The following is a 21,438-nucleotide window of genomic DNA, read 5'->3' as shown; positions in this document are numbered from 1 at the left end:
CGCACCCCTTCCCACCGCGGCCGCTCCCACCTACCCTGACGCACCGTCAGAAACGATGCCGTCACACGGGAGCACGCCATGCTGCTGCGAGGGAAGACCGTCGTCGTCTCCGGTGTGGGGGCCGGGCTCGGCCACCAGGTGGCCGCCGCCGTGGTCCGCGACGGCGGGAACGCCGTCCTCGGGGCTCGCACCGCGGCCAACCTGGCCAAGTCCGCCGCCGAGATCGACCCCGACGGCACGCACACCGCCCACCTCCCCACCGACATCACCGACGAGCGGCAGTGCGAGGCCCTCGCCGCCCTCGCCGCCGAGCGCTTCGGCGGCATCGACGCCGTCGTGCACGTCGCCGCCTGGGACTCCTACTTCGGCGGCCTGGAGGACGCCGACTTCGGCACCTGGCAGCAGATCCTGGACGTCAACCTGCTCGGCACCCTGCGCATGACCCGCGCCTGCCTGCCCGCCCTCAAGACCGGCGGCGGCGGATCCGTCGTCCTCATCGGCACCCAGTCCGCCGTCGCCGCCCCGAACGAGGTCCGCCAGGCCGCCTACGCCGCCTCCAAGGGCGCGCTGACCTCCGCCATGTACTCCCTGGCCCGCGAGCTCGGCCCGCACCGGATCCGCGTCAACACCGTCCTGCCCGGCTGGATGTGGGGCCCGCCCGTCCAGGCCTTCGTGACCTTCACCGCCCACACCGAGAACGTCCCCGAGGCCGAGGTCCTCGCCCGCCTCACCGACCGGATGGCCCTGCCCGACCTCGCCACCGACGGGGACGTCGCGGACGCCGCCGCCTTCCTCGCCTCCGACCGGGCGAGGGCGATAACCGGCCAGTCCCTGCTGGTCAACGCCGGTGAGCTGATGCGGTGACCCGCCCCGGCCCCGGAAGCACTGATCGTATGCTCCCCGTATGACCACTCCGAGTGACGCTCCGACCGACAACGCGATGCGCCGCGCGCTCCGGCGGGCCCGCGACGGCGTCGCGCTCGACGCGACCGAGGCGGCCGTACTCCTCCAGGCCCGCGGCGCGGCCCTGGAGGACCTCGCCGCCTCCGCCGCACGGGTCCGCGACGCGGGCCTGGAGGCCGCCGGCCGCGCGGGCGTGATCACGTACTCGAAGAGCGTGTTCATCCCGCTCACCCGGCTGTGCCGCGACAAGTGCCACTACTGCACCTTCGCCACCGTCCCCGGCAGGCTGCGCCGCGCGGGCCACGGGATGTTCATGTCCCCGGACGAGGTCCTCGACATCGCCCGCCGGGGCGCGGCCCTCGGCTGCAAGGAAGCCCTGATCACCCTCGGGGACAAGCCCGAGGACCGCTGGCCCGAGGCGCGCGAGTGGCTGGAGGCGGAGGGCTACGACGACACGATCTCCTACGTCCGCGCCATCTCCGTGCGGATCCTGGAGGAGACCGGGCTGCTGCCCCACCTCAACCCCGGCGTGATGTCCTGGGCGGACTTCCAGCGCCTCAAGCCGGTCGCCCCGTCCATGGGCATGATGCTGGAGACCACCGCCACCCGGCTGTGGTCCGAGCCCGGCGGCCCGCACCACGGCTCCCCCGACAAGGAGCCGGCCGTCCGCCTGCGCGTCCTGGAGGACGCCGGCCGCTCCTCCGTCCCCTTCACCTCCGGGCTGCTGATCGGCATCGGCGAGACCTACGAGGAGCGCGCCGAGTCGCTGTTCGCGCTGCGCCGGATCTCCCGCGCCTACCACGGCATCCAGGAACTGATCATCCAGAACTTCCGCGCCAAGCCGGACACGGCGATGCGCGGCATGCCGGACGCCGAACTGGACGACCTGGTCGCCACGATCGCCGTCGCCCGGCACATCATGGGCCCCTCCGCCTGCCTCCAGGCCCCGCCCAACCTGGTCGACGGCGAGTACGCCCGCCTGATCGGCGCCGGCATCGACGACTGGGGCGGGGTCTCCCCGCTCACCCCGGACCACGTCAACCCCGAGCGGCCCTGGCCCCAGATCGACCTGCTGGCCGAGCGGTCGGCGGAGGCCGGGTTCGAGCTGCGCGAACGGCTCTGCGTGTACCCGGAGTTCGTGCGCCGGGGCGAGCCCTGGCTGGATCCCCGCCTGCTGCCCCACGTACGGGCGCTGGCCGATCCGGAGACCGGCCTGGCCCGCCCCGACGCCACCGTCGAGGGGCACCCCTGGCAGGAGCCCGAGGAGGCCTTCACCGCCAGCGGGCGCACCGACCTGCACACCGCCGTCGACACCGAGGGCCGCACCGGCGACCGCCGCGAGGACTTCGACGAGGTCTACGGCGACTGGGAGGCCCTGCGCGAGGCGGCCGCCCCCGGGATGGTCCCCGAGCGGATCGACACCGACGTACGGGCCGCGCTGGCACGGGCCGCCGACGACCCCGAGCGGCTCACCGACGAGCAGGCCCTGGCACTGCTGCACGCGGACGGCCCGGCGCTGGACGCCCTGTGCCGGATCGCGGACGACCTGCGCCGCTCGGTGGTGGGCGAGGACGTCACCTACGTCGTCACGCGGAACATCAACTTCACGAACGTCTGCTACACCGGCTGCCGCTTCTGCGCCTTCGCGCAGCGCCGCACCGACGCCGACGCGTACACCCTCTCCCTGGAGCAGGTCGCCGACCGGGCCGCGCAGGCCTGGGAGGTGGGCGCCGTCGAGGTGTGCATGCAGGGCGGCATCCACCCGGACCTGCCGGGGACGGCGTACTTCGACATCGCGCGGGCGGTGAAGCAGCGGGTACCGGGGATGCACGTGCACGCCTTCTCCCCGATGGAGGTCGTCAACGGCGCGACCCGCACCGGGATGTCCGTACGGGACTGGCTGACGGCCGCCAAGGAGGCCGGGCTGGACTCGATCCCGGGCACGGCGGCGGAGATCCTGGACGACGAGGTCCGCTGGGTCCTCACCAAGGGCAAGCTGCCCACGAAGGACTGGACCGAGGTCATCACGACCGCGCACGAGCTGGGCATCCGCTCCTCGTCCACGATGATGTACGGGCACGTGGACCAGCCCCGGCACTGGCTCGGCCACTTCCGCACCCTGGCCCGCATCCAGGAGACCGCCCTCGCCAAGGGCGTGGAGGGGTTCACGGAGTTCGTGACGCTGCCCTTCATCCACACCAACGCCCCCGTCTACCTGGCGGGCATCGCCCGGCCCGGCCCGACGGTCCGCGACAACCGGGCGGTGACGGCGATGGCCCGGCTGCTGCTGCACCCGCACATCCGCAACATCCAGACGAGCTGGGTGAAGCTGGGCACGGAAGGCGCGGCCGAGATGCTCCGCTCCGGCGCCAACGACCTGGGCGGCACCCTGATGGAGGAGACCATCTCCCGCATGGCGGGGTCGAGTTACGGCTCGTACAAGTCCGTGCGGGACCTGGTCGCGGTCGCGGAGGCGGCGGGCCGGCCCGCGAAGGCCCGGACGACCCTGTACGGGGAGGTGCCGCAGGAACGCCAGGACGCGGCCCGGGCCTCGGACGGCCACCTGCCGGAGCTGCTGCCGGTCCTGGACTGAGCTCGCGGTCCGGACCGGTTGAAGCAGCCCGGTCCGGGCCTCCGGCACCCGGAACGGCAGGAGCGGGCCCACGCCCTCGGGAACCCGCTCCCGCACTCCCGCCGGCCGGGGTTCCGGCTCAGCCGACGAGCAGGTCCTGCTTCAGCTCGCGCAGGTCCCGGGCGTCGATGCCGAGACCGTCCTTGAGGTACCGGTCGAAGGTGCCGTACTTCGCCTTGACCTCGTCGTAGCCCGCGTTCAGGTACTCGGGGCGGACGTCGAGCAGCGGCTTGTAGACGGCGGCCTGCGCGGCCGGCAGGTGGGCGAGGACCGCGTCGTTGGCGGCCTTGCGGTAGTCGTTGCTGGCCAGGTAGTCGGCCATCACCGTCTCCTGCGGGACGCCGAGGGCGGTCAGCAGCGTGGCGTCGGCCCAGCCGGTGCGGTCCTTGCCGGCGGTGCAGTGGAACAGGACGGAGCGGGCGCGGTCGTTGCCGATGCCCTCGAAGACCTGCGCGTACGCCTTCTTGCCGCCCTCACCGCTGACCATGGCCTTCTCGGCGCCGATCATGGCGTTGACGGCCTCGTCGGGGGTCTTGGGCAGGGTCTGGAACGAGCCGGATCCGGCGAAGACGTCGGCGACGACGTAGCGGGCGCCGTCCGGGACCTGGTCGGCGTCCTTGGTGCGCTCGTCCTGGGTGCGCAGGTCGAAGACGGTCTTCACGCGCAGGCGCTGGAGCTTGGCCCGGTCGGCGGCGGTGAGCTTGCCGAGGGCGTCGGAGCGGTAGACCTCGCCCATCTTGACCCACTGGCCGGTGGTGGTGCGGTAGCCGCCCGCGTCGCGGAAGTTGACCGCGCCCTCCAGCCTGATCAGGCGGTCGGCGAGGTGCAGGCCCTGGCCGTGGTCGGCCTCGAAGTCGAACCACTGGCGGTCGGCGGCGGGCAGGCCCTTGACGGTGGCCTGCCCGTGGGAGCCGCCCTTGGCGACGACCTTGCCGTTCGCCTTGATCTCGACGTGCTTGGTGCCCTTGGCGTTCCACTTCAGGGCGTACGAGCCGTCCGCGGCGGCGACGGTGGCCTCGGTGAAGGGGATGGAGGTGCGGTCGTGGTGCCGGCCGGGCCATTCCCAGCCGGAGGCGGAGGCGGCGGGGGCCACGACCAGCGAGGCGGTGAGGGCGGCGGCGACGGCGGCGGTCGCGGCGAGGAGAGCCTTCTTCATGGCGTCGAGGCTCCGGGCCGCCGGCCAACCGCGCATGAACGGGACATGGCGGGAACCAGCCACCACGAAGGCAAGTGGCAAAACGTGCCACTGATCATTTCCCTGGCCGGATCGCGCGCATTCCGGCCGTTCTCCGGTCACTTACGGGCGACCTGACGGACTCGGTCCGAATCGGACCGAACCTGTCCACTACAGTGCGCGCCAGACTCTGGGGGGAACGGCATGGATACGACGACGAGCACGTCCACGAGTACGCCCACGGCGGCGGAGCCGGCCGGGCCGGCCGGCCCGGCGGAACCACCCGCGCCCACACCCCGCACCACCACCCCGGCCGACACCGCCACCGGCCCGGCCACCAGCGCGGCCACCGCGCCGAGCACCGGGCCGAGCACCGAGGCCGGCGCCGGCCTGCCCACCGGGGCAGCCACCGACCCGACCACCGGGGCAGCCACCGACCCGACCACCAGGGCGGCCACCGGCCCGACCGTCAGCCCGACCACCGCGCCCACCACCGGCCCGACCACCGGGGCGGCCACCGGCCCGACCACCAGGGCAGCCGCCGGCCCGACCGTCAGCCCGACCACCGCGCCCACCACCGGCCCGACCACCGGGGCGGCCGTCAGCCCGACCACCAGGGCAGCCGCCGGCCCGACCGTCAGCCCGACCACCGCGCCGGCCACCGCGCCGACCAGCGGCCCGATCATCAGCCTGGCCACCGCGCTGTGGGGCCGCGCCGAGCAGCAGGACTTCCGCAGCCGGGTGCGCGGCACCCTCCTCGGCTCCGCCATCGGCGACGCCCTCGGCGCCCCGGTCGCCGGCCTCTCCCTGGAGGGCATCCGCGAGGCCCACGGCCCGGCCGGCCTCACCGAGCCCGCCCCCGCCCACGGCCGCCGCGGCACCGTCACGGCGTCCACCCAGCTCACCCTGTTCACCGTCGACGGCCTGATCCGGGCCCACGTGCGCCGCGACACCGGCGCCTGGCACCCCCCGACCGACGTCCACCGCGCCTACCTCCGCTGGGCCGCCACCCAGCACGACTGGGGCCCCGACGAGCGCCGCAAGGACGACGGCTGGCTCGCCCGGGAGGAGTGGCTCTACGCCCGGCGCGGCCCCGACCGGGCCTGCCTGACCGGCTTCGCCGACGACACCCTCGGCACCCTGGACCAGCCCAAGAACCCCACCGCCCGCGACGCCGCCGCCACCGTGCGCTCGGCCCCCTTCGGCCTCCTCGTCGGCTGGGAGCCCTCCCTGGTGCTCCAGCTCGCCGTCGAGTGCGCCACCCAGAGCCACGGGCATCCCACCGCGTACCTGTCCGCCGGGGCCCTCGCCGTCATCGTCCACGGACTGACCCGGGGCGAAACCCTCGACGCCGCCGTCCGGCGCGCCCTGGCCCTCCTCGCCGCCCGCCCCGGCCACCAGCCCGTGACCGACGCCCTGCGGCGCGCCGTGGCCTCCGTCACGGAGACCACGCCGGGCCCCGCCGCCGTCGAGTCCCTCTCCCCCGGCGACGGCCGCGACGCCGGGGACACCCTCGCCGTCGCCGTCTACTGCGCCCTCGTCGCGCAGGACGTGCCGCACGGGCTGCGCCTGGCCGTCAACCACGGCGGCGACTCCACGGCCACCGGCGCCCTGTGCGGGGCCCTGCTCGGCGCCCTCCACGGCGAGACGGCCCTCCCGGCGGCCTGGATCGCGGACCTGGAGGGCCGGGCCACGATCCTGGAACTGGCCGACGACTTCGCCCTGGAGATGACCCAGGGCCCCACCCTCCACGGCCCCTCGGCCTCGGCCCCGGCCTGGCTCACCCGCTACCCCCGAGGCTGACCGCCGGCCCCAGGTGCGGGCAGTCGTTCCGCAGGGCCCGGGGGTCCCCCCTGCTCGCGCGGAGCCGAGAGCTCTGGGAAGGGTGGGCACACCGGAACGCGCCGCCGCGCAGGCCGCCCCGCCCACCCCGGCACCGGCCGGCCCGCAGCTGCGCGCCCTGCACGCCGAACTGCTCCGGCCCCGCCGACGCCGCGCGCCGCGCCGCGCCGCGGCAACCTCCGCCCCCGCCTGACCTCCTTCGTCGCCACCGGCCGGCCCGCACCGGCCGACCCCGTCCAGCCCGCCACCCCGGCACCGGCCGGCTAGGCGTGCCCCCCGTCCGCCCCCCGCGGCCGCACCCACAACGCCTCGGCCACCGCGCACACCTCCCCCTCCGCCGTGGCAAGGGCGGTCCCCACCACGCACTTGCGCCCCTCGACCCCCACCAGCCACGAGTACGACACCAGCCCCGCCCCGGCCCCCGGCACGCCCCCCGACACCCGCGCCGTCAGCGCGGCGGTGACCGCTCCGGCCGGACCGCCCGCCAGCAACCGCCCCGCCGCGTTCCCCGGACAGTCCAGCGCCCCCCACACCAGCTCCGCCGGCAGCGCCCCGTCCCGGTCCAGCAGCCCCGCGTCCGGCGTCCACGCGGCTGCGACCAGCTCCCGACCCGGCACCACCCCGCAGTGCAGCCGCAGCCCCGTCGCCGGGGTCCGCCCGAGCCCGCAGCCGAAGCAGTCGACCTGCCCGTCCGGCGGGTCCGCCCGATAGGCCTCGGCGGCCTTCACGGCCTCCGCCCAGGAGGGCGCCACCGGCACCTCCCCACCGGGAACACCGGGAGCACCGGGAGCACCGGGAGCACCGGCAACGCCGGGCACGCCCGCCGGCACCGCGGCGGCCAGCAGCACCCCGTCCGCGCCGAGCAGCACGGCCCCGGGGCCGGTCCCGCCCTCCCCGGGCCCCAGCCGCACCTCGGTCCGGGTCGGCACGGGCCGGCGGAAGTCCACCCGCACGGCCCCGCCGCCCCCGCCCGGCACCCGCGCCGCCAACAGCCCGGCCACGTACCCGCCGAAGGCCACACCGGGGTAGCCGTGCAGGCCCTCCGGAACGGTGATCGTCTCCATTGACTCCATCGCGTCCATACGGACCACCCCACCACACGCGCCCCGCGCCCACCACACCCCGCCGCGGGACGCCCGCCCCCGGGACACCCCGCCCCGAGCCCCTGCCACCCGCACCCCGTACCCCGTACCTTGGCCCTCCCGACGACTCGGAGGTGCCCCACCCATGCGGATCGCCACGACCATCTTCCTCACCGACCGCACCGTCTCCCCCACCCGTCTCGCCCACTCCCTCGAAGAACGCGGCTTCGCCGGCCTCTACCTCCCCGAGCACACCCACATCCCGGTCAGCCGCACCACCGCCGCCCCCATGGGCGGCGAACTCCCCGAGGAGTACGGCCGCACCCTCGACCCCTTCGTCGCGCTCGCCCAGGCCGCCGCCGTCACCCGCCGCCTCCACCTCGGCACCGGCATCACCCTCGTCGCCCAGCACGACCCCATCGGCCTCGCCAAGCAGGCCGCCACCCTCGACCACCTCAGCGGCGGACGCCTCACCCTCGGCATCGGCTACGGCTGGAACGTCGAAGAAGCCGCCGACCACGGCGTCGACTGGCCCACGCGGCGCGAACGGGTCGGCGCGCACATGGCCCTCATGCGCGCCCTGTGGTCCCCGAGGCCCACGGCGTACGAGGGCCCGTACGGCTCCGTCCAGGCCAGCCTCGCCTACCCCAAGCCGGCCACGCCCCCGCGCGAACTCCCGGCCGGAGAAAGGCTGTGCGGCCCCCGCACCCTCATCGGCGGCGCGGCCGGCCCGAAGCTCTTCGCCGCCGTCGCCGGCCACGCCGACGGCTGGCTCCCCATCGGGGGCGGCGGCCTGACCGAGAGCCTCCCGGTGCTGCGCCGGGTCTGGGAGGACGCCGGGCGCGACCCGAAGGCCCTGCAGGTGGTCCCGTACGCCGTCCGGCCCAACCCCGGCAAACTCGCCCACTACGCCGAGCTGGGCATCGACGAGGTCGTCCTGCAACTCCCCTCCGCCCGGGAGGAGGAGGTCCTGCGCACCCTGGACGACTACGCCCGGTACCTCTGATCCGGACACCGGCCCGGGACGGTTCCGAGACCCCTTCGGGACACGGTGGCCGGAACCGCACCGCCACCGCGGGGCGTGTCTCCGAGTGCCTCGGCCCGCCCGCACGGCTGGTACTTTGGCGCGTTCCGTCGATCGATCAACTCGCTTTCCTGGGGGACCCTCCCGTGCACCGCACCCTGCGCCTCACCGCCTTCGCCGCCGCCGGCCTGGCAGCCGCCCTGACCCTGACCGCCTGCGGCAGCAGCGGTTCCCCGAAGGCGGACACGAAGCCCGGCGCCGCCGCCTCGGCCCCGGCCGCCTCCACCCCGACCGCCGCCCCGACCGCCGGTGCGGACGCGGGCGCGGCCGGCGGCACCCTGGACGGCGGCTGGCTCTCGATGCAGAACCCGGGCAAGGGCGTGGTGCTCACGGTCAAGGGCCAGAAGGCGCTCGTGGTCGAGGCCGCCACCGGCCTGACCTGCGAGGGCAGTGCGACGGGTACCACCCTCGACCTGAAGTGCCCTCCGGGTGCGACCCGTTCCAAGGGCAAGGTCGACTCCGTCGACGCCACCACCCTGAAGGTCACCTGGGACGGCGCGGGCCAGGACACCTTCCAGCGGAGCGAGGCGGGCAAGCTCCCGTCGCTGCCGGCGCTGCCGACGAAGAAGTAGCCGCGGGCCGGGCGCGCCGCCCGGCCGCCCGCCGGCATGACGAACCGGGCCCGGAGCGCAGCAGCGGCTCCGGGCCCGGTTCGGCGTCACGCTCCCGCGTGCTGGATCGGAACCTGTGGTTCCGATCCCCCCGTTGACGGCACCGATCTCAGAGCGCCGCTGAGGGGAAAACTAGAGCCCGGCTGGACCGCCCGCCACCTCACGGATGCACGGTCGCGGGGCAGGAGGGTGTCACGGGTGCACGGTGCACCCGCCCCGACCGGCCCGGATGCCCCCCGGACGGATCCTCGCCGCGCCCCTGGGCTTCCGCCTCCGCCTCCGTCGCGAGCGCGAGCACCACCTCGTAGAGCCCGCCCCCGCCCGCGACGAGCTGCCGCCGCAACAGGCCCTCCGCCCCGCGCAGGTGCTCGCGGACCGTCTGCGGATGCACGCCCCGCCGCCGGGCCGCCGGCCCCACCGCACAGTTCTCCCCGACCCAGTCCCGCAGGGTCCGCCCCAGGTCCCGCTCGTCGGCGCCCAGCGGTGCGAGCAGCTCGCGGGCCCACGCCCGGACGGGGCCCGCGGCCAGGAGCCGGCCCAGGCCGGCGGCCCCCCGGCCCGGGTCCGCCACCTCGTCCTGGAACCTCAGGGCCAGATCGAGCGCCGCCCGGTCCCGTACGTCACCCAGATCGACGCCGAGCAGCCCGGCCGCCCGGTCCATCCGCGCCCGCACGGTGTTGCGGCTGATCCCGAGCAGCCGGGCCGCGTTCACCGCGGTGAACTCCAGCCCGAGCCGTACGGTGGCCGTCAACTGGCCGCGGTCCTGCGGCGGCACGGCCGCCAGCGGCCGCAGGAACCCCGCCGCCCAGCCCGCCGCCGCGCCCGCGTCCAGCACCTCCGACAGCCGGATCCGGGCGGAGTGCCCGGCCACCCGGCCGGGCACCAGCCGCGCGGCCGCCAGGCTCCGGACGGCGTCGTCGTAGCCCGCGGCGACGCGGGAGAGGGGATGCCGGTCGCCGACCCCCAGGAACACCCCGTCCCGCCCGGCGACGAACGCCCGCAGGGCCGCCTCGGCACCGCCGCCGCCGTCGCCGGTGACCGGCACGACCACGATGACGTGCCCGTCGTCCGCGGGACACCGCACGACCAGCGCCCGCCCGGCGAGGAGCCCCTCACAGGACCGCGCCACCTCGCGCCGCTCACCATGGGGTGCCTCCAGTACGCACACCACCGCGCGGTCCGCGTCCAGCAGCCCGGGCCGCAGCCCGGCCATCGTCCGCTGGGCGAGCGCCACCTCCCCGCCCATCAGCAGCTGGAGCACCGACAGCCGCACCCCCGCCCCCGCCTCGGCCAGCCGGCGCCGCTCCCCCTCGGCCTCACCGGCCCGCAGGAGCAGCTCCAGGACGGTCGCGGCGTGGGCGACGAGGGCGGCGGCCGTCCCGTCATAGGGGGACGGGCGGGTGACGACGAGCACCGGATGGGGCCGCTCCTGTCCGAGCGCCAGGACCCGCACGTGCCGCCCGGGCTCCGCGACCCCGGCGGAACGGGGGCTCCCGGCCGCGACGTCCCGGACCAGCCCGGCCTCCCGGCCCCCGCCGCCCGTCCCGCCCCCGATCCGCGCGGACCCCCCGACGGCCCCGCCCAGCCAGCCGAGCACCCTGCGCACGGCCGCCCGGCTCCCGTCGGGCCCGACACGGGCGGCCCTGAGCAGCCCGGCGACCGCCCCGGCCTCCCGGCCCGCACCAACTCCCGGCCCGACCACGTCAGTCACCGCCACCCCGCCTTCCCGGTCCACCGGACTCCGGCGCGCATGCTAGTCCCCTGACCTGGGGCGGCTGTGGAGGCCGCCACGGGAACGGCCCCGGACCGCCTCGGAGGAGCTCGGGCATCCCGTCCAGCGGCACCACGACCCCGGCCACCCGCACGGCCGCGGCGTCCTCGCACCAGGCCCCCTCGCCTCGGCGTAGGTCACCTCGATGCCCGCCGTCGACTCCCCGGCCATACCGCCCCGCCCCGATCTGCCTGATACTTACCGCCACGGACAGCGGCAGCCGGGGAGCCGACGACAGGAGGACCCGATGCCGGGCCAGCGCAGGCGGAAGGCACGACGACGCCGGGAGGCCGACGCCTGGAACCGGCGGCTGGCCGGGGCGCGGTGGGAGCGCCGGTTCTCCACCCAGGACCGGGACGAGCTGCGCACCTACCTGAACCTGCTGACACGGTCCGGGGTACCGGCCGACGAGGTCCGCATCGACATGCCGTGCGGACGCCTGGAGCAGCCGACGTGGTACACCGTCAGCGTCCTGGTGCCGACGCCGGACCGGCCGTCCTGACCGGCGGGGAGCCGCCCGCGGACAGCTCCGCCCAGACCGTCTTGCCGATGATCCGGTCCGTCACCCCCCAGTCGGCCGCGAGGCCGTCCACGATGCGCAGGCCGTAGCCCGACTCCGCCTGGCAGGCCGGCCGGCGGACGGCGGGACGGCGGTCCCGCCGGGGGTCGGAGACCTCCAGGCGCAGGATCCCGGCCGCGTGGGGGTCTTCGCCGCCCAGCAGGGTCATCCGGAGCTCGAAGTCCCGTCCGACGACCCGCCCGTGCGTGGCGGCGTTGGAGGCGAGCTCCGCGACGACGAGCCCGGCGTCGGCGGAGAGGGCAGTGCCTTCGGGGACGCCCCAGTCGTGCAGGCACACCAGCGCCAGCTGACGGGCCAGCCGGGCACCGCGGGGGGTGCAGCTGAAACGCTGAGTGAACACGCGTACGAGGGGTGGGGTGGGGCGCGCGGGGCGGGAGGGTGCGGTCATGGGGAAGAACGTCCCGTGTGGGCTGGGGAGTTCCCAGCACCTGCACTGCTACTGGAGAAGAGTAGTAGTCCACGACCTGGACACGCACGGTGACGGTCCGTGAGCATGGTGGCGGGGAGGTGACCGCGATGACGGGCGCGACGTCCAGGACGACTGGTGACCAAGGCGGCGGCGACAAGGAGGCGGTCAAACCGGATGCCGACCTGCGGAACTTCGGGGAGATGGTGAAGGCCTTCCGCAAACGCGCGGGCCTGACGCAGGAGGAGTTCCGCGCCGAGGTCGGGTATTCGGTCCAGTACGTCGCGGCGGTCGAACAGGGCCGCCGACATCCGTCGGCGACGTTCGTCCGGGAGGCGGAGCGGGTCCTGGACGCCTTCGGCGTCCTGGAGATCGCCGCGAAGCAGCTCACGCGGCGGCGGGGGCTGGCGTCCTGGTTCACGCAGTGGGCGGAGCTGGAGGAGGAGGCGATCGCGCTCAACACGTACGAGTGCCGGTCGATTCCGGGTCTGCTGCAGACGGAGGCCTATGCGCGGGCGCAGATCAAGAACGTCCCACCTCTGCCGACCCCGGACAAGGCAGAGGCCCGCATAGCGATGCGGCTCGACCGGCAGAAGCTCCTCCACCGCACGCCGTACATCGCGTTCAGCTTCATCTTCGAGCAGACGCTGCTGGAGCGGCGGACGGGCGGCGCCGACATCACGCGGGGGCAGATCGACCACCTGCTGGAGTGCGCCGAGCTGGCGAACGTGGACATTCAGATCATGCCGACCGTCAGCCCGGAACATGCGGGTACCGATGGGCCGTTCCGGCTTCTCGAAACCAACGAGAACGAATGGGTTGGCTACAGCGAAGGCCAGCAATCCGGCATCGTCATCTTCGACCCGAAAGACATCAGCCTGCTCCACCAGCGGTATGCGAAACTGCGCATCCAGGCCCTCAACCCTGCGGACAGCACGGGCCTGTTGATGCGAATGCGAGGTTCCTTGTGAACAGCTCCCAGCTCCGGTGGTTCAAGAGCAGCTACAGCGGCAGCCAGGGCGACGACTGCGTCGAGGTCGCCACCTGCACCGACACCGTCCACATCCGGGACTCGAAGCTCACGGCCGGCCCGGAGCTGAAGGTCGGCCCCGCCACCTGGACCGTCTTCCTGGGCGGGATCACCGCCTAAGGCGGCGGAATCGGCCCCGGGGCCGCCACGCCGGGGGCCGGACGCCAGAAGCGCCCGTCAGGCAGGGCCTGACGGGCGCCGAGGAAGTAGTCGGCATCGCGCTGGAACCGGACAGCCGGCACGGCGCGGCGGACGTGCGCCCAGATACTCGGCGCCACACGGTACTCGCCCGCCACCATCCAGGGATCGTCCCCCAGCACGAAGAGGTGCCTGATCTTCAGGAACTGGTCCCGGGACAGCGAAACGGACTCGACTATCTCCTCGTCCGCGCCACCGAAGCCGGTCAGGTCCCAGACGAGGTTGTAGCCGTCGGCGAATGGATAGTCGCTGCTCACCGACTCAAGCTAGGCCGCGGCCGCGTGCACCCGCACCTTCTTTTACGACGAGCCGCCCGGCATCCGGCGGCCGGGCCGACATCCGCACCGGAGGACGGTCGGAGGCCGGGACCGGGCCGCTGGGTGTCAGTTGCTGCGGGCGGTGATGTCGCCGTAGGCGGTGGTCGCCTGGATGGTCAGGGCCGCCGTGCCCTCGGCGTTCTGGAGGGAGTTGCTGATCCGGCCGTAGCCGGTTCCGGCGTCCAGGGAGGCGGTGACGCCACGGGCGGCGCCGACCGTGATGTTGCCGTGCTGGGTGCTCAGGGTGAGCACACCGCCGGTGGCCTCGGCGATGGCGATCTCGCCCTTCTGGGTGCTGAGTTCCGCCGGGCCGCCCAGGCGGCCGAGGGAGATGTCGCCGGACTGGACGGTGACGCGGGCGGAGGCGGTCTCCTCCAGCTGGACCTGGGACTGGGCGGCCTCGACGACGACGTCGCCCAGCCGGCCCGCGCCCAGGAGCTCGGCGGCGGCCACCTTGGCCTCGACGTGCGAGCCGGCGGGCAGCTGGACGGTCACGTTCACGAAGCCGGAGTTGCCCGTGATCCGGTTCTTCGCGGGGCCGGCCACGACGCGCAGGACACCGTCGGCGAACGCGACTTCGATCAGCTCGGCCGCCTGCACGTCGCGGCTCTTCGAGGGGTCCGCGGGGCGGATCTCGACGGTGGCGTCGGCCCGGTCGGCGGCGGTGATCTGCACGCGACCCGCGGGGATGTCGAGGACGGCGGAGACCGGAGTGGCCGTGGCGAACGTCTGCATCATGCTCTCCTTCATCGGTATCGCGCGCCCTTCCGGCCCGCTGCTTTCTGACATGAGAAACGCTACGTTGCATTCCAGGTGACGACAACACCCTCGTTGCACATGACTTCAATAAACGCAGGTCAAACTCTTGCAATCGTTGCAACAGTCCTGAATTCAACGCAACGAAGGGATGCCGCACATTGCAATGGAGTACAGGTAAACGCTATGCCCACGAGCATGAGGACGGCTAGTGTGCGTCCATGGCTTCTCTCATACGACACATCACCCTCGACTGCCACGACGCCTACGCCCTGGGCCAGTTCTGGGCAGAGGTCCTCAACGGGACCCTCGACAAGGACGACAAGCCCGGAGACCCGATGGCGCTGCTCACCACGGAGGGTGGGACGCTCCTGTTCATCCAGGGGCCCGACAGCAAGTCCGTGAAGAACCGGGTGCACTTGGACATCCAGCCGCAGGACCGTTCGCGAGACGAGGAAGTGGAACGCCTCCTGGCCCTCGGCGCCACGCTCGTCGGCGACCACCGGAAGCCCGACGGAACCGGCTGGGCGACCCTCGCCGACCCCGAGGGCAACGAGTTCTGCGTGGAACGCAGCGCGGCCGAGCGGAACTAGCCCACGCAAAAGCCCCGGCCTCCCTGAGGAGGCCGGGGCCTTGATCGAGCGCTGGGCAGGCCTTGCACCTGCATCCCCCCACAGGAAGTGGGGTGCCTTTCCTTGGACCACCAACGCCAGTCCCACCGCCGGTTTCCCGGCCGCGAGCTCGAGATCGACTTTACACGAGAACCAGCCCCGAAACCATCGCCGCCGGTCAAGAAGCGGAACCTGCTCGCCACCTGACGGCGCCACCACTTCCGGAGACGCCCCTCTCCACCCTTTCGTGCAGGTATCAGGCCCGGACGGCCGCCGGCCGCCGGACCCGGAGAAGCGCGCAGCGATCCGGGGCGGCCCGCCCGCCGGCCCATCTGACAGACCGGCCCCTCTTCCGACGCCGAACGCCCCCGGCCCCCGTAGCCTCCCGGCATGATCGATGCACACACCCACGTCCGCGTCGCCCGCCCCTCCCGCGACCTCGTCGCCGCCGAGCGGTTCTACGTCGACGGGCTCGGGCTCGACGTCCTGTGGCGGACCTCGGGGCACGTCCCCGGGGAGCACGACCTCGTCATGGTCGGCCCGGCCGGCGGCGGGTGGCACTTCGAGCTCACCCGTGACCCCGAGCACCCGGTCGACCCCTCCCCCACCGTGGACGACCTGTTCGTCGTCTACCTCGGCCAGGCCCCCGACGCCGCCCTCGTCCGCCGCCTCGTCGCCTGCGGCGGGGAGCAGGTCCCGTCCAACAACCCGTACTGGGACGAGTACGGCGTCACCGTCGCCGACCCCGACGGCTACCGCCTCGTCCTCTGCTCCCGCACCTGGGGCTGACGGAGCACGGGTCGGCAGCACGACCAGTGCGTCAGCGCACCGACGGGGCGTGGGGCAGGCCGCCGTCCAGGGCGGTGTCGGCGCCCGCGAGGGAGCCCTGGGTGGACTTGGTGGCGCTGCCGGCGGCCGCGGTGGTGACGGCGAGGGCGGTCTTGGTGTCCTGCACCGCCTGGCCCGGGTGGCCGGCGATGTCGACGACGCGCTCGACGACGGGCTGGCCCTGGTTCTCGGCGGTCGGGCCGTCGGCGGCGTGCGCGGCGACGGGGGTGAGGGCGAGGGCGGCGCCGCCGGTGAGGACCAGGGCGGACAGGGTGCGCTTGATGGCAGTCATGCCCCGCCCAACGACCCCGCCGCACCCCGGGTCACCGCCCACCCCCTCATTGGTGTGAACCCGGGTGACGGGCGTCGCGGCCGGGGTCCCTGCGGGCCGGCCCCCCCGGCCGGCCCGCGGCCCTCAGTCCTCGACCACCAGCGACGGCGTCGACCTGGTCAGGACCTCGCCGCGGAAGAAGGCCGGGCTGCGGCGTTCGGTGACCAGCATGATGACCACGCCCAGGGCCAGCAGGCCGACGCCGATGACGAAGACGCTGCCGACGCCCAGGCCGGGGATGGCGGAGCCGGAGCCGTACGACGGGTCCCAGGCGTCCGTCAGGGTCTTGGTGAAGACCGCCGCCAGCAGCAGGCCGCCCAGGACCGGGAAGACGCCCTTGAAGAACAGGTCGCGGGCGGAGCGGCGCAGGTCGCCGCGGAAGTACCAGGCGCAGGCGAAGGCCGTCAGGGAGTAGTAGAAGCAGATCATCAGGCCGAGCGCGAAGATCGTGTCGGTGAGGACGTTCTCGCTGACCAGGGTCATGACCGTGTAGAACGCGCCGGTCGCGACGCCCGCCGTGACGGTGGCGCGGCCCGGGGTCTTGAAGCGGGGGTGGACCCGTGCGTAGGAGGCGGGCAGGGCCTCGTACGTGGACATGGCCAGGACGGTGCGGGCGACCGGGATGAAGGTGGTCTGGAGCGAGGCGGCCGCGGAGGCGAGGACGGCCACGAAGAGCAGGATCCCGAGGAGCGGGCCCATGACGGGGCCGGCGAGGGCGGCGAAGACGTTGCCGGAGGTCTCCGGGTTGCCGAGGCCGAGGCCCTTGCCGCCGGAGCCGACGGCCATCTGGGCGGCGACGCCGGTGGCCAGGTAGGAGCCGACGAGGACGGCCATCGCGATGAGCGAGGCGCGGCCGGGGGTCTTGGCGGAGCCGATGGTCTCCTCGTTCGCGGTGAGGCAGGTGTCCCAGCCCCAGTACATGAAGATCGAGAGCGAGAGTCCGGCGGTGAAGGCGCCCATGGACTCGACCGCGAAGGGGTTCATCCACTGCCAGGAGAAGTCGACGCCGGTGTCGAAGGCTCCGGCGGAGGCCTTCTGGAAGGCCATGGCCACGAAGACCGCGAGGACGACGAGCTGGAGGCCGACGAGGGTGTACTGGACGCCTTTGGTGGCGGTCATGCCCCGGTAGCTGATGGCGGTGGCGGTGGCGATCAGCGTCAGGCAGGTGGCGATGTGGGCGAACTTGTCGTGGTCGAGGGCGGCGACGTCCGGGTTGGACGTGATCTCGCCGGCCAGCAGCCAGAAGTAGGACGTGGCGACGCCGGCCAGGTTGGACAGGACGATGATCGTGGCGATCACCAGGCCCCAGCCGCACATCCAGCCGATCCGCGGGCCGAAGGCCTTGACGGTCCAGGTGAAGGAGGTACCGCAGTCCGGCATGTCCTTGTTGAGCTCGCGGTAGGCGAAGGCGACCAGCAGCATCGGCAGGAAGCCGGCGAGGAAGACCGCGGGCATCTGGAGGCCGACCTGGCCGGCGGTGGAGCCGAGGGTGGAGGTCAGGCAGTAGACGGGGGCGACGGTGGAGATGCCGATGACGGCGCTGCCCACCAGGCCGACGGAGCCCTTGCCGAGGCCCTTGCCGCGCACCTCTCCGTCGCCCTCGGCGACGACGCTTACCGTGTCTCCGACCCGAGGCCGCTCGTCCAGCTGTGTCATGTGAAAGGACGGTAGAGGGTGCGATTTCCACATCTGGACTGGTTAAGTCCAGATGTCGGCGCAATGAATCGCCTTGGAATGCCAATCCAATGGCAGTTTACGACGCCCGATTGCAAGATCGACTCACACCCCCGCGCCCGATTCGCAGGTCCCGGACACGGGGTTCCGGAATGCGGAAACCGCACCGCCGACCGAAATGTCCGTTTAGAAAATTTCCCGAGGCAATTTTCCGGCTACCCCGCCCACACGATCGACTGCACCTCGCTGTAGGCGTGCAGCGCGTACGAGCCCACGTCCCGGCCCACCCCCGACCGCTTGAAGCCACCGAACGGCGCCTCCATGTTCCGGCCGATCGTGTTCACCCCGACCCCGCCCGCCCGCAGCCGCCGCGCCACCCGGAAGGCGCGCGCCGCGTCACCGGACCACACGTAGCTGAGCAGCCCGTACTCGCTGTCGTTGGCCAGGGCCACCGCCTCGTCCTCGCCCCCGTCGAAGGGGACGACCACGACCACCGGCCCGAAGATCTCCTCCCGCACCACCCGCATGTCGTTGGTGCAGTCCACCAGCAGCGTCGGGGCCACGTAGAAGCCGCGCCCCTCCCCCACCACCGGCCGCTCCCCGCCGTACGCGATCCGCGCCCCCTCCTTGCGGCCCAGCTCCACGTACGACTCCACCCGGTCCCGGTGCACGGCCGAGATCACCGGACCGACCACCGTCCCCTTCACCGCCGGATCCCCGACCTTCATGAACGCCAGGTACCCCGTCAGCTTCTCCACCAGCTCCGCGTACACCGACCGGTGGACGATCACCCGGGTCGGCGCCGTGCAGATCTGCCCGCTGTAGAAGGAGAAGGTGGTGCCGATGCCCATGACGGCCGCGTCCAGGTCGGCGTCCTCGAAGACCACCGCCGCGCCCTTGCCCCCCAGCTCCATCAGCTGCCGCTTCATGGACCGCCCGCAGACCTCCGCGATGCGCTGCCCCACCCCCGTCGAACCGGTGAAGGACACCATGTCCACGGACGGGGAGTCCACCGCCGCCTCGCCGACCTCCACGGCCCGCCCCGAGACCACGTTCACCACCCCCGGCGGGATCCCGGCCTCCGCCAGCGCCTCCGCCATCCGGAACACCGACAGCGGGTCCTGCGGGGCCGGCTTGACCACCACCGTGTTCCCCATCGCCAGCGCCGGCGCCACCTTGCCCGCCGGATTCGCCCACGGGTTGTTGTACGAGGTGATGCAGGTGACCACCCCGACCGGCTGGCGCACCTCCAGCGCGCCCAGCACGCTCGCCCTCCCCATCGGCCCGGCCTCGGTGACCTGTGGCGGAAGGCCGCGCTCCACCGGCTCCAGCGCCCCCTTCGCGTACCGCCGGAACCGCGACACCCCCACCCCGACCTGCATCCCGCGCGCGATCCCCGTCGGGGCGCCCGTCTCCGCCCGGGCCAGCTCCGCCCACGGCTCGAACTCCCGCTGGATGACGTCCGCCGCCCGGTCCAGGATCGCCGCCCGCTCCTCGGGCCGTGTACGGGACCACGGGCCGAAGGCCTCGGCGGCGGCGCGGGCGGCCTCCTCGACCTGTGCCCGCGAGGCCTCGGGGGCCAGGCCCACCACGGACTCGTCCGCCGGGTTCACCACCTCGTAGTGGCCGCCGTCGGGCTCGACCCACTCCCCGCCGATGTACAGCTTCTGCCGCTGTTCGGCCCTCATCGCGTGCTCACCGTCCTCGTGTCCCGGCCCGACCGGAGCACGATCCCCGGGACCGCGCCGGTCACCTCGTCGTCGCGGATGGTCTCGACCCCGTTGACCCGTACCGACACGATCCCGATCGCCCGGGAGTCCAGGCGCGGGCTGTCCCCGGGCAGGTCGTGGACCAGGGTGGCCGGTCCGGCCTCGATGCGCTCCGGGTCGAAGAGGACCAGGTCCGCGTGCCAGCCCTCGGCGATCCGGCCGCGCTCGCGCAGCCCGAACAGCCGGGCCGGGTCGTCCGTCAGCATCCTCACCGCCTGCTCCAGCGGCACCAGCCTGCGCCCGCGCAGGCAGTCGCCGAGGAAGCGGGTCGTGTACGGGGCCCCGCACATCCGGTCCAGGTGCGCGCCCGCGTCGGAGCCGCCGAGCAGGACGTCCTCGTGCTGCCAGGTCTCGGCGCGCAGGGCCCAGGTCGCCGGGTCGTTGTCGGTGGGCATCGGCCACAGGACGGTGCGCAGGTCGTCGTTGGCGCAGATCTCGACCAGGCACTGGAAGGCGTCCTGGCCCCGCTCGGCGGCGATGTCGTTCACGACGCGTCCGCTGAGCCCCTCGTTCGCCTCGCTGTACGTGTCGCCGATGACGTACCGCCCGAAGTTCGCGAGGCGCCGGAAGACCCCGGCCTCCTTGCTGTCGGCGCGGCGCAGCATCTCCGCGCGGACGTCCGGGTCGCGGAGCCTGGCGATCCGCTCGGGAACGGGGAGGGCGAGGACCTCGCCCCAGCCCGGGATGAGGTTGAGGGCGCAGAAGGTGCCGAGGGACATGTTCATGGGCGTGAGGATCGGCATGGTCAGCGCCACGATCCGGCCGCCGGCCTTGCGGGCGCGCTCGCTGGGGACCAGCTGGCGCGGGACCCGTTCGGGGACGGCGGCGTCGATGGTGAGCACGTTCCAGTTGAGGGGCCGGCCGGCGGCCGCGCTCATGTCGACGAGGAGGTCGACCTCCTCGTCGGAGAACTGGTCGAGGCAGCCGGCGACGATGGCTTCGAGCTGGGTTCCCTCGTGCTCTCCGACGGCCCGGGAGAGCGCGAGGAGCTCGGCGGGCCGGGCGTGGCGGGAGGCGACGGGGTGGCCGTCGCCGTCGGAGTGGGTGGAGGACTGGGTGGTGGACAGGCCCCAGGCGCCGGCGTCCATGGCCTCGTGGAGCAATGCCAGCATCCGGTCCAGCTGGGCGGGGGTGGGGGCGGCGGCGCCGGTGGCGCCCTCGCCCATCACGTGGCGGCGCAGGGCGCAGTGGCCGACCATGAACCCGGCGTTGACGGCGATCCGCCCTTCGAGCGCGTCGAGGTACTCGCCGAACCCCGCCCAGGACCAGTCGACCCCCTCTTCGAGGGCGGCCAGGGCCATGCCCTCGACCTTGCTCATCATGCGGCGGGTGTAGTCGGCGTCCTCGGGGCGGTCGGGGTTGAGGGGGGCCAGGGTGAAGCCGCAGTTGCCGCCGGCGACGGTGGTGACGCCGTGGTTCATGGAGGGGGTGGCGTACGGGTCCCAGAACAGCTGGGCGTCGTAGTGGGTGTGGGGGTCGATGAACCCCGGGGTGAGGACCAGCCCGGTGGCGTCCTCGCTGGTGCGGGCCTCCTCGTCGACGGTGCCGGGGGCGGCGACGACGGCGATGCGGCCGTCGCGCAGGCCGACGTCGGCGACGCGGGCGGGGGCGCCGGTGCCGTCGACGACGGTCGCTCCGCGGATGAGGTGGTCGAGCATGGGGTTCCCTTCCCGTCCTGGTCTACGGCCTGCGGTGTCGTACCGGGTGCGGTGCCGGGTGCGGGCGGGCCGCTGCGCGGAGCCGGTCCCGCACATCGACACGGACCCGGTCCACCGCACGACCCGCTTCCGCCAGTCCGCGTAGCGGGCCCCGCCGGGGGCCCGGTGGTGCCGCTGCGCG

21 protein-coding genes are annotated in these 21,438 nt (G+C 73.8%); 11 read left to right on the top strand and 10 right to left on the bottom strand.

Translation table 11 applies throughout. The features are described 5' to 3' along the window. Positions 1-78: 78 nt before the first annotated feature. A complete protein-coding gene (locus tag AB0469_RS35570) occupies positions 79-864 on the top strand; it encodes an SDR family oxidoreductase (RefSeq protein WP_366455666.1) in 786 nt (261 codons plus the stop codon). 40 nt (positions 865-904) lie between these two features. Further along, on the top strand, positions 905-3,496 hold the full coding sequence (locus tag AB0469_RS35565; RefSeq protein ID WP_366455665.1) for a bifunctional FO biosynthesis protein CofGH: 2,592 nt from the start codon (positions 905-907) through the stop codon (positions 3,494-3,496). Between the two features lie 118 nt (positions 3,497-3,614). On the opposite strand, the gene AB0469_RS35560 is transcribed toward AB0469_RS35565, so the two are convergent. Further along, complete coding sequence (locus AB0469_RS35560) at positions 3,615-4,691, bottom strand: tyrosine-protein phosphatase (RefSeq protein WP_366455664.1); 1,077 nt, start codon at positions 4,689-4,691, stop codon at positions 3,615-3,617. A gap of 699 nt (positions 4,692-5,390) precedes the next feature. Between AB0469_RS35560 and AB0469_RS35555 the strand changes: the two genes are divergently transcribed. Both AB0469_RS35555 and AB0469_RS35550 read left to right on the top strand, forming a co-directional pair. Next, positions 5,391-6,512 carry an ADP-ribosylglycohydrolase family protein gene (locus AB0469_RS35555; RefSeq protein ID WP_366455706.1) on the top strand — a complete coding sequence of 374 codons (1,122 nt, stop codon included), beginning with the start codon at positions 5,391-5,393 and terminating at the stop codon, positions 6,510-6,512. Positions 6,513-6,594: 82 nt separating this feature from the next. Further along, complete coding sequence (locus AB0469_RS35550) at positions 6,595-6,744, top strand: hypothetical protein (protein ID WP_366455663.1); 150 nt, start codon at positions 6,595-6,597, stop codon at positions 6,742-6,744. Between the two features lie 70 nt (positions 6,745-6,814). Here AB0469_RS35550 and AB0469_RS35545 read toward each other — a convergent pair whose 3' ends face one another. Continuing rightward, positions 6,815-7,633 (bottom strand): hypothetical protein, encoded by an 819-nt coding sequence (locus AB0469_RS35545; protein WP_366455661.1) that lies wholly within the window; start codon positions 7,631-7,633, stop codon positions 6,815-6,817. A 145-nt stretch (positions 7,634-7,778) separates the two neighbouring features. On the opposite strand from AB0469_RS35545, the gene AB0469_RS35540 reads away from it, so the two are divergent. Both AB0469_RS35540 and AB0469_RS35535 read left to right on the top strand, forming a co-directional pair. Then, positions 7,779-8,639: a TIGR03619 family F420-dependent LLM class oxidoreductase gene (locus AB0469_RS35540; protein WP_366455660.1), complete on the top strand. Its 861-nt coding sequence runs from the start codon at positions 7,779-7,781 to the stop codon at positions 8,637-8,639. Positions 8,640-8,803: 164 nt separating this feature from the next. Then, complete coding sequence (locus AB0469_RS35535) at positions 8,804-9,289, top strand: hypothetical protein (RefSeq protein WP_366455659.1); 486 nt, start codon at positions 8,804-8,806, stop codon at positions 9,287-9,289. Positions 9,290-9,488: 199 nt separating this feature from the next. Here the strand turns inward: AB0469_RS35535 and AB0469_RS35530 are convergent, their stop codons facing one another. Beyond that, positions 9,489-11,039: a helix-turn-helix domain-containing protein gene (locus AB0469_RS35530; RefSeq protein ID WP_366455658.1), complete on the bottom strand. Its 1,551-nt coding sequence runs from the start codon at positions 11,037-11,039 to the stop codon at positions 9,489-9,491. 307 nt (positions 11,040-11,346) lie between these two features. On the opposite strand from AB0469_RS35530, the gene AB0469_RS35525 reads away from it, so the two are divergent. Continuing rightward, entirely contained in the window at positions 11,347-11,601 is a 255-nt protein-coding gene (locus AB0469_RS35525) for a hypothetical protein (protein ID WP_366455657.1), read from the top strand. Here AB0469_RS35525 and AB0469_RS35520 read toward each other — a convergent pair. Then, a complete protein-coding gene (locus AB0469_RS35520; RefSeq protein WP_366455656.1) occupies positions 11,564-12,067 on the bottom strand; it encodes an ATP-binding protein in 504 nt (167 codons plus the stop codon). The genes AB0469_RS35525 and AB0469_RS35520 overlap by 38 nt on opposite strands. Before the next feature lie 128 nt (positions 12,068-12,195). On the opposite strand from AB0469_RS35520, the gene AB0469_RS35515 reads away from it, so the two are divergent. Together AB0469_RS35515 and AB0469_RS35510 are read left to right on the top strand one after the other, a co-directional pair. Further along, the gene (locus tag AB0469_RS35515; RefSeq protein ID WP_366455705.1) at positions 12,196-13,056 is read left to right on the top strand and encodes a helix-turn-helix transcriptional regulator; all 861 of its coding nucleotides are present in this window, start codon (positions 12,196-12,198) and stop codon (positions 13,054-13,056) included. Beyond that, entirely contained in the window at positions 13,053-13,235 is a 183-nt protein-coding gene (locus AB0469_RS35510; RefSeq protein WP_366455655.1) for a DUF397 domain-containing protein, read from the top strand. Before AB0469_RS35515 ends, AB0469_RS35510 begins: the two co-directional genes overlap by 4 nt. On the opposite strand, the gene AB0469_RS35505 is transcribed toward AB0469_RS35510, so the two are convergent. Beyond that, positions 13,232-13,570 carry a hypothetical protein gene (locus tag AB0469_RS35505; protein WP_366455654.1) on the bottom strand — a complete coding sequence of 113 codons (339 nt, stop codon included), beginning with the start codon at positions 13,568-13,570 and terminating at the stop codon, positions 13,232-13,234. The genes AB0469_RS35510 and AB0469_RS35505 overlap by 4 nt on opposite strands. 126 nt (positions 13,571-13,696) lie before the next feature. Then, positions 13,697-14,365, bottom strand: a complete 669-nt coding sequence (locus AB0469_RS35500; RefSeq protein ID WP_366455704.1) for a DUF4097 family beta strand repeat-containing protein — start codon at positions 14,363-14,365, stop codon at positions 13,697-13,699. Between the two features lie 242 nt (positions 14,366-14,607). On the opposite strand from AB0469_RS35500, the gene AB0469_RS35495 reads away from it, so the two are divergent. Both AB0469_RS35495 and AB0469_RS35490 read left to right on the top strand, forming a co-directional pair. Continuing rightward, positions 14,608-14,979 (top strand): VOC family protein, encoded by a 372-nt coding sequence (locus tag AB0469_RS35495; protein ID WP_366455653.1) that lies wholly within the window; start codon positions 14,608-14,610, stop codon positions 14,977-14,979. 408 nt (positions 14,980-15,387) lie between these two features. After that, positions 15,388-15,786: a VOC family protein gene (locus tag AB0469_RS35490; protein WP_366455652.1), complete on the top strand. Its 399-nt coding sequence runs from the start codon at positions 15,388-15,390 to the stop codon at positions 15,784-15,786. Between the two features lie 31 nt (positions 15,787-15,817). On the opposite strand, the gene AB0469_RS35485 is transcribed toward AB0469_RS35490, so the two are convergent. The 4 genes from AB0469_RS35485 to AB0469_RS35470 form a co-directional block, all read right to left on the bottom strand. Next, on the bottom strand, positions 15,818-16,117 hold the full coding sequence (locus tag AB0469_RS35485; RefSeq protein WP_366455651.1) for a hypothetical protein: 300 nt from the start codon (positions 16,115-16,117) through the stop codon (positions 15,818-15,820). A gap of 123 nt (positions 16,118-16,240) precedes the next feature. Then, on the bottom strand, positions 16,241-17,812 hold the full coding sequence (locus tag AB0469_RS35480) for an APC family permease (RefSeq protein ID WP_366455650.1): 1,572 nt from the start codon (positions 17,810-17,812) through the stop codon (positions 16,241-16,243). A gap of 233 nt (positions 17,813-18,045) precedes the next feature. Beyond that, positions 18,046-19,518: an aldehyde dehydrogenase family protein gene (locus AB0469_RS35475; RefSeq protein ID WP_366455648.1), complete on the bottom strand. Its 1,473-nt coding sequence runs from the start codon at positions 19,516-19,518 to the stop codon at positions 18,046-18,048. Continuing rightward, a complete protein-coding gene (locus AB0469_RS35470) occupies positions 19,515-21,257 on the bottom strand; it encodes a D-aminoacylase (protein ID WP_366455703.1) in 1,743 nt (580 codons plus the stop codon). The genes AB0469_RS35475 and AB0469_RS35470 overlap by 4 nt, the downstream gene beginning before the upstream one ends. Positions 21,258-21,438 lie beyond the last annotated feature (181 nt).

The sequence above is a fragment of the Streptomyces sp. NPDC093801 genome (genome assembly GCF_040701585.1).
GTDB lineage: Bacteria > Actinomycetota > Actinomycetes > Streptomycetales > Streptomycetaceae > Streptomyces.
This window is presented reverse-complemented; position numbering and strand designations above follow the sequence as displayed.

Excerpts from the sequence above, each read along its gene's own strand:
- AB0469_RS35495 (WP_366455653.1), top strand. The coding sequence starts at position 14,608 with ATGGCTTCTCTCATACGACACATCACCCTCGACTGCCACGACGCCTAC.
- AB0469_RS35480 (WP_366455650.1), bottom strand. The coding sequence starts at position 17,812 with ATGACACAGCTGGACGAGCGGCCTCGGGTCGGAGACACGGTAAGCGTC.
- AB0469_RS35515 (WP_366455705.1), top strand. The coding sequence starts at position 12,196 with ATGACGGGCGCGACGTCCAGGACGACTGGTGACCAAGGCGGCGGCGAC.
- AB0469_RS35560 (WP_366455664.1), bottom strand. The coding sequence starts at position 4,691 with ATGAAGAAGGCTCTCCTCGCCGCGACCGCCGCCGTCGCCGCCGCCCTC.
- AB0469_RS35520 (WP_366455656.1), bottom strand. The coding sequence starts at position 12,067 with ATGACCGCACCCTCCCGCCCCGCGCGCCCCACCCCACCCCTCGTACGC.
- AB0469_RS35485 (WP_366455651.1), bottom strand. The coding sequence starts at position 16,117 with ATGACTGCCATCAAGCGCACCCTGTCCGCCCTGGTCCTCACCGGCGGC.
- AB0469_RS35490 (WP_366455652.1), top strand. The coding sequence starts at position 15,388 with ATGATCGATGCACACACCCACGTCCGCGTCGCCCGCCCCTCCCGCGAC.
- AB0469_RS35570 (WP_366455666.1), top strand. The coding sequence starts at position 79 with ATGCTGCTGCGAGGGAAGACCGTCGTCGTCTCCGGTGTGGGGGCCGGG.
- AB0469_RS35475 (WP_366455648.1), bottom strand. The coding sequence starts at position 19,518 with ATGAGGGCCGAACAGCGGCAGAAGCTGTACATCGGCGGGGAGTGGGTC.
- AB0469_RS35540 (WP_366455660.1), top strand. The coding sequence starts at position 7,779 with ATGCGGATCGCCACGACCATCTTCCTCACCGACCGCACCGTCTCCCCC.
- AB0469_RS35500 (WP_366455704.1), bottom strand. The coding sequence starts at position 14,365 with ATGCAGACGTTCGCCACGGCCACTCCGGTCTCCGCCGTCCTCGACATC.
- AB0469_RS35545 (WP_366455661.1), bottom strand. The coding sequence starts at position 7,633 with ATGGACGCGATGGAGTCAATGGAGACGATCACCGTTCCGGAGGGCCTG.
- AB0469_RS35525 (WP_366455657.1), top strand. The coding sequence starts at position 11,347 with ATGCCGGGCCAGCGCAGGCGGAAGGCACGACGACGCCGGGAGGCCGAC.
- AB0469_RS35565 (WP_366455665.1), top strand. The coding sequence starts at position 905 with ATGACCACTCCGAGTGACGCTCCGACCGACAACGCGATGCGCCGCGCG.
- AB0469_RS35470 (WP_366455703.1), bottom strand. The coding sequence starts at position 21,257 with ATGCTCGACCACCTCATCCGCGGAGCGACCGTCGTCGACGGCACCGGC.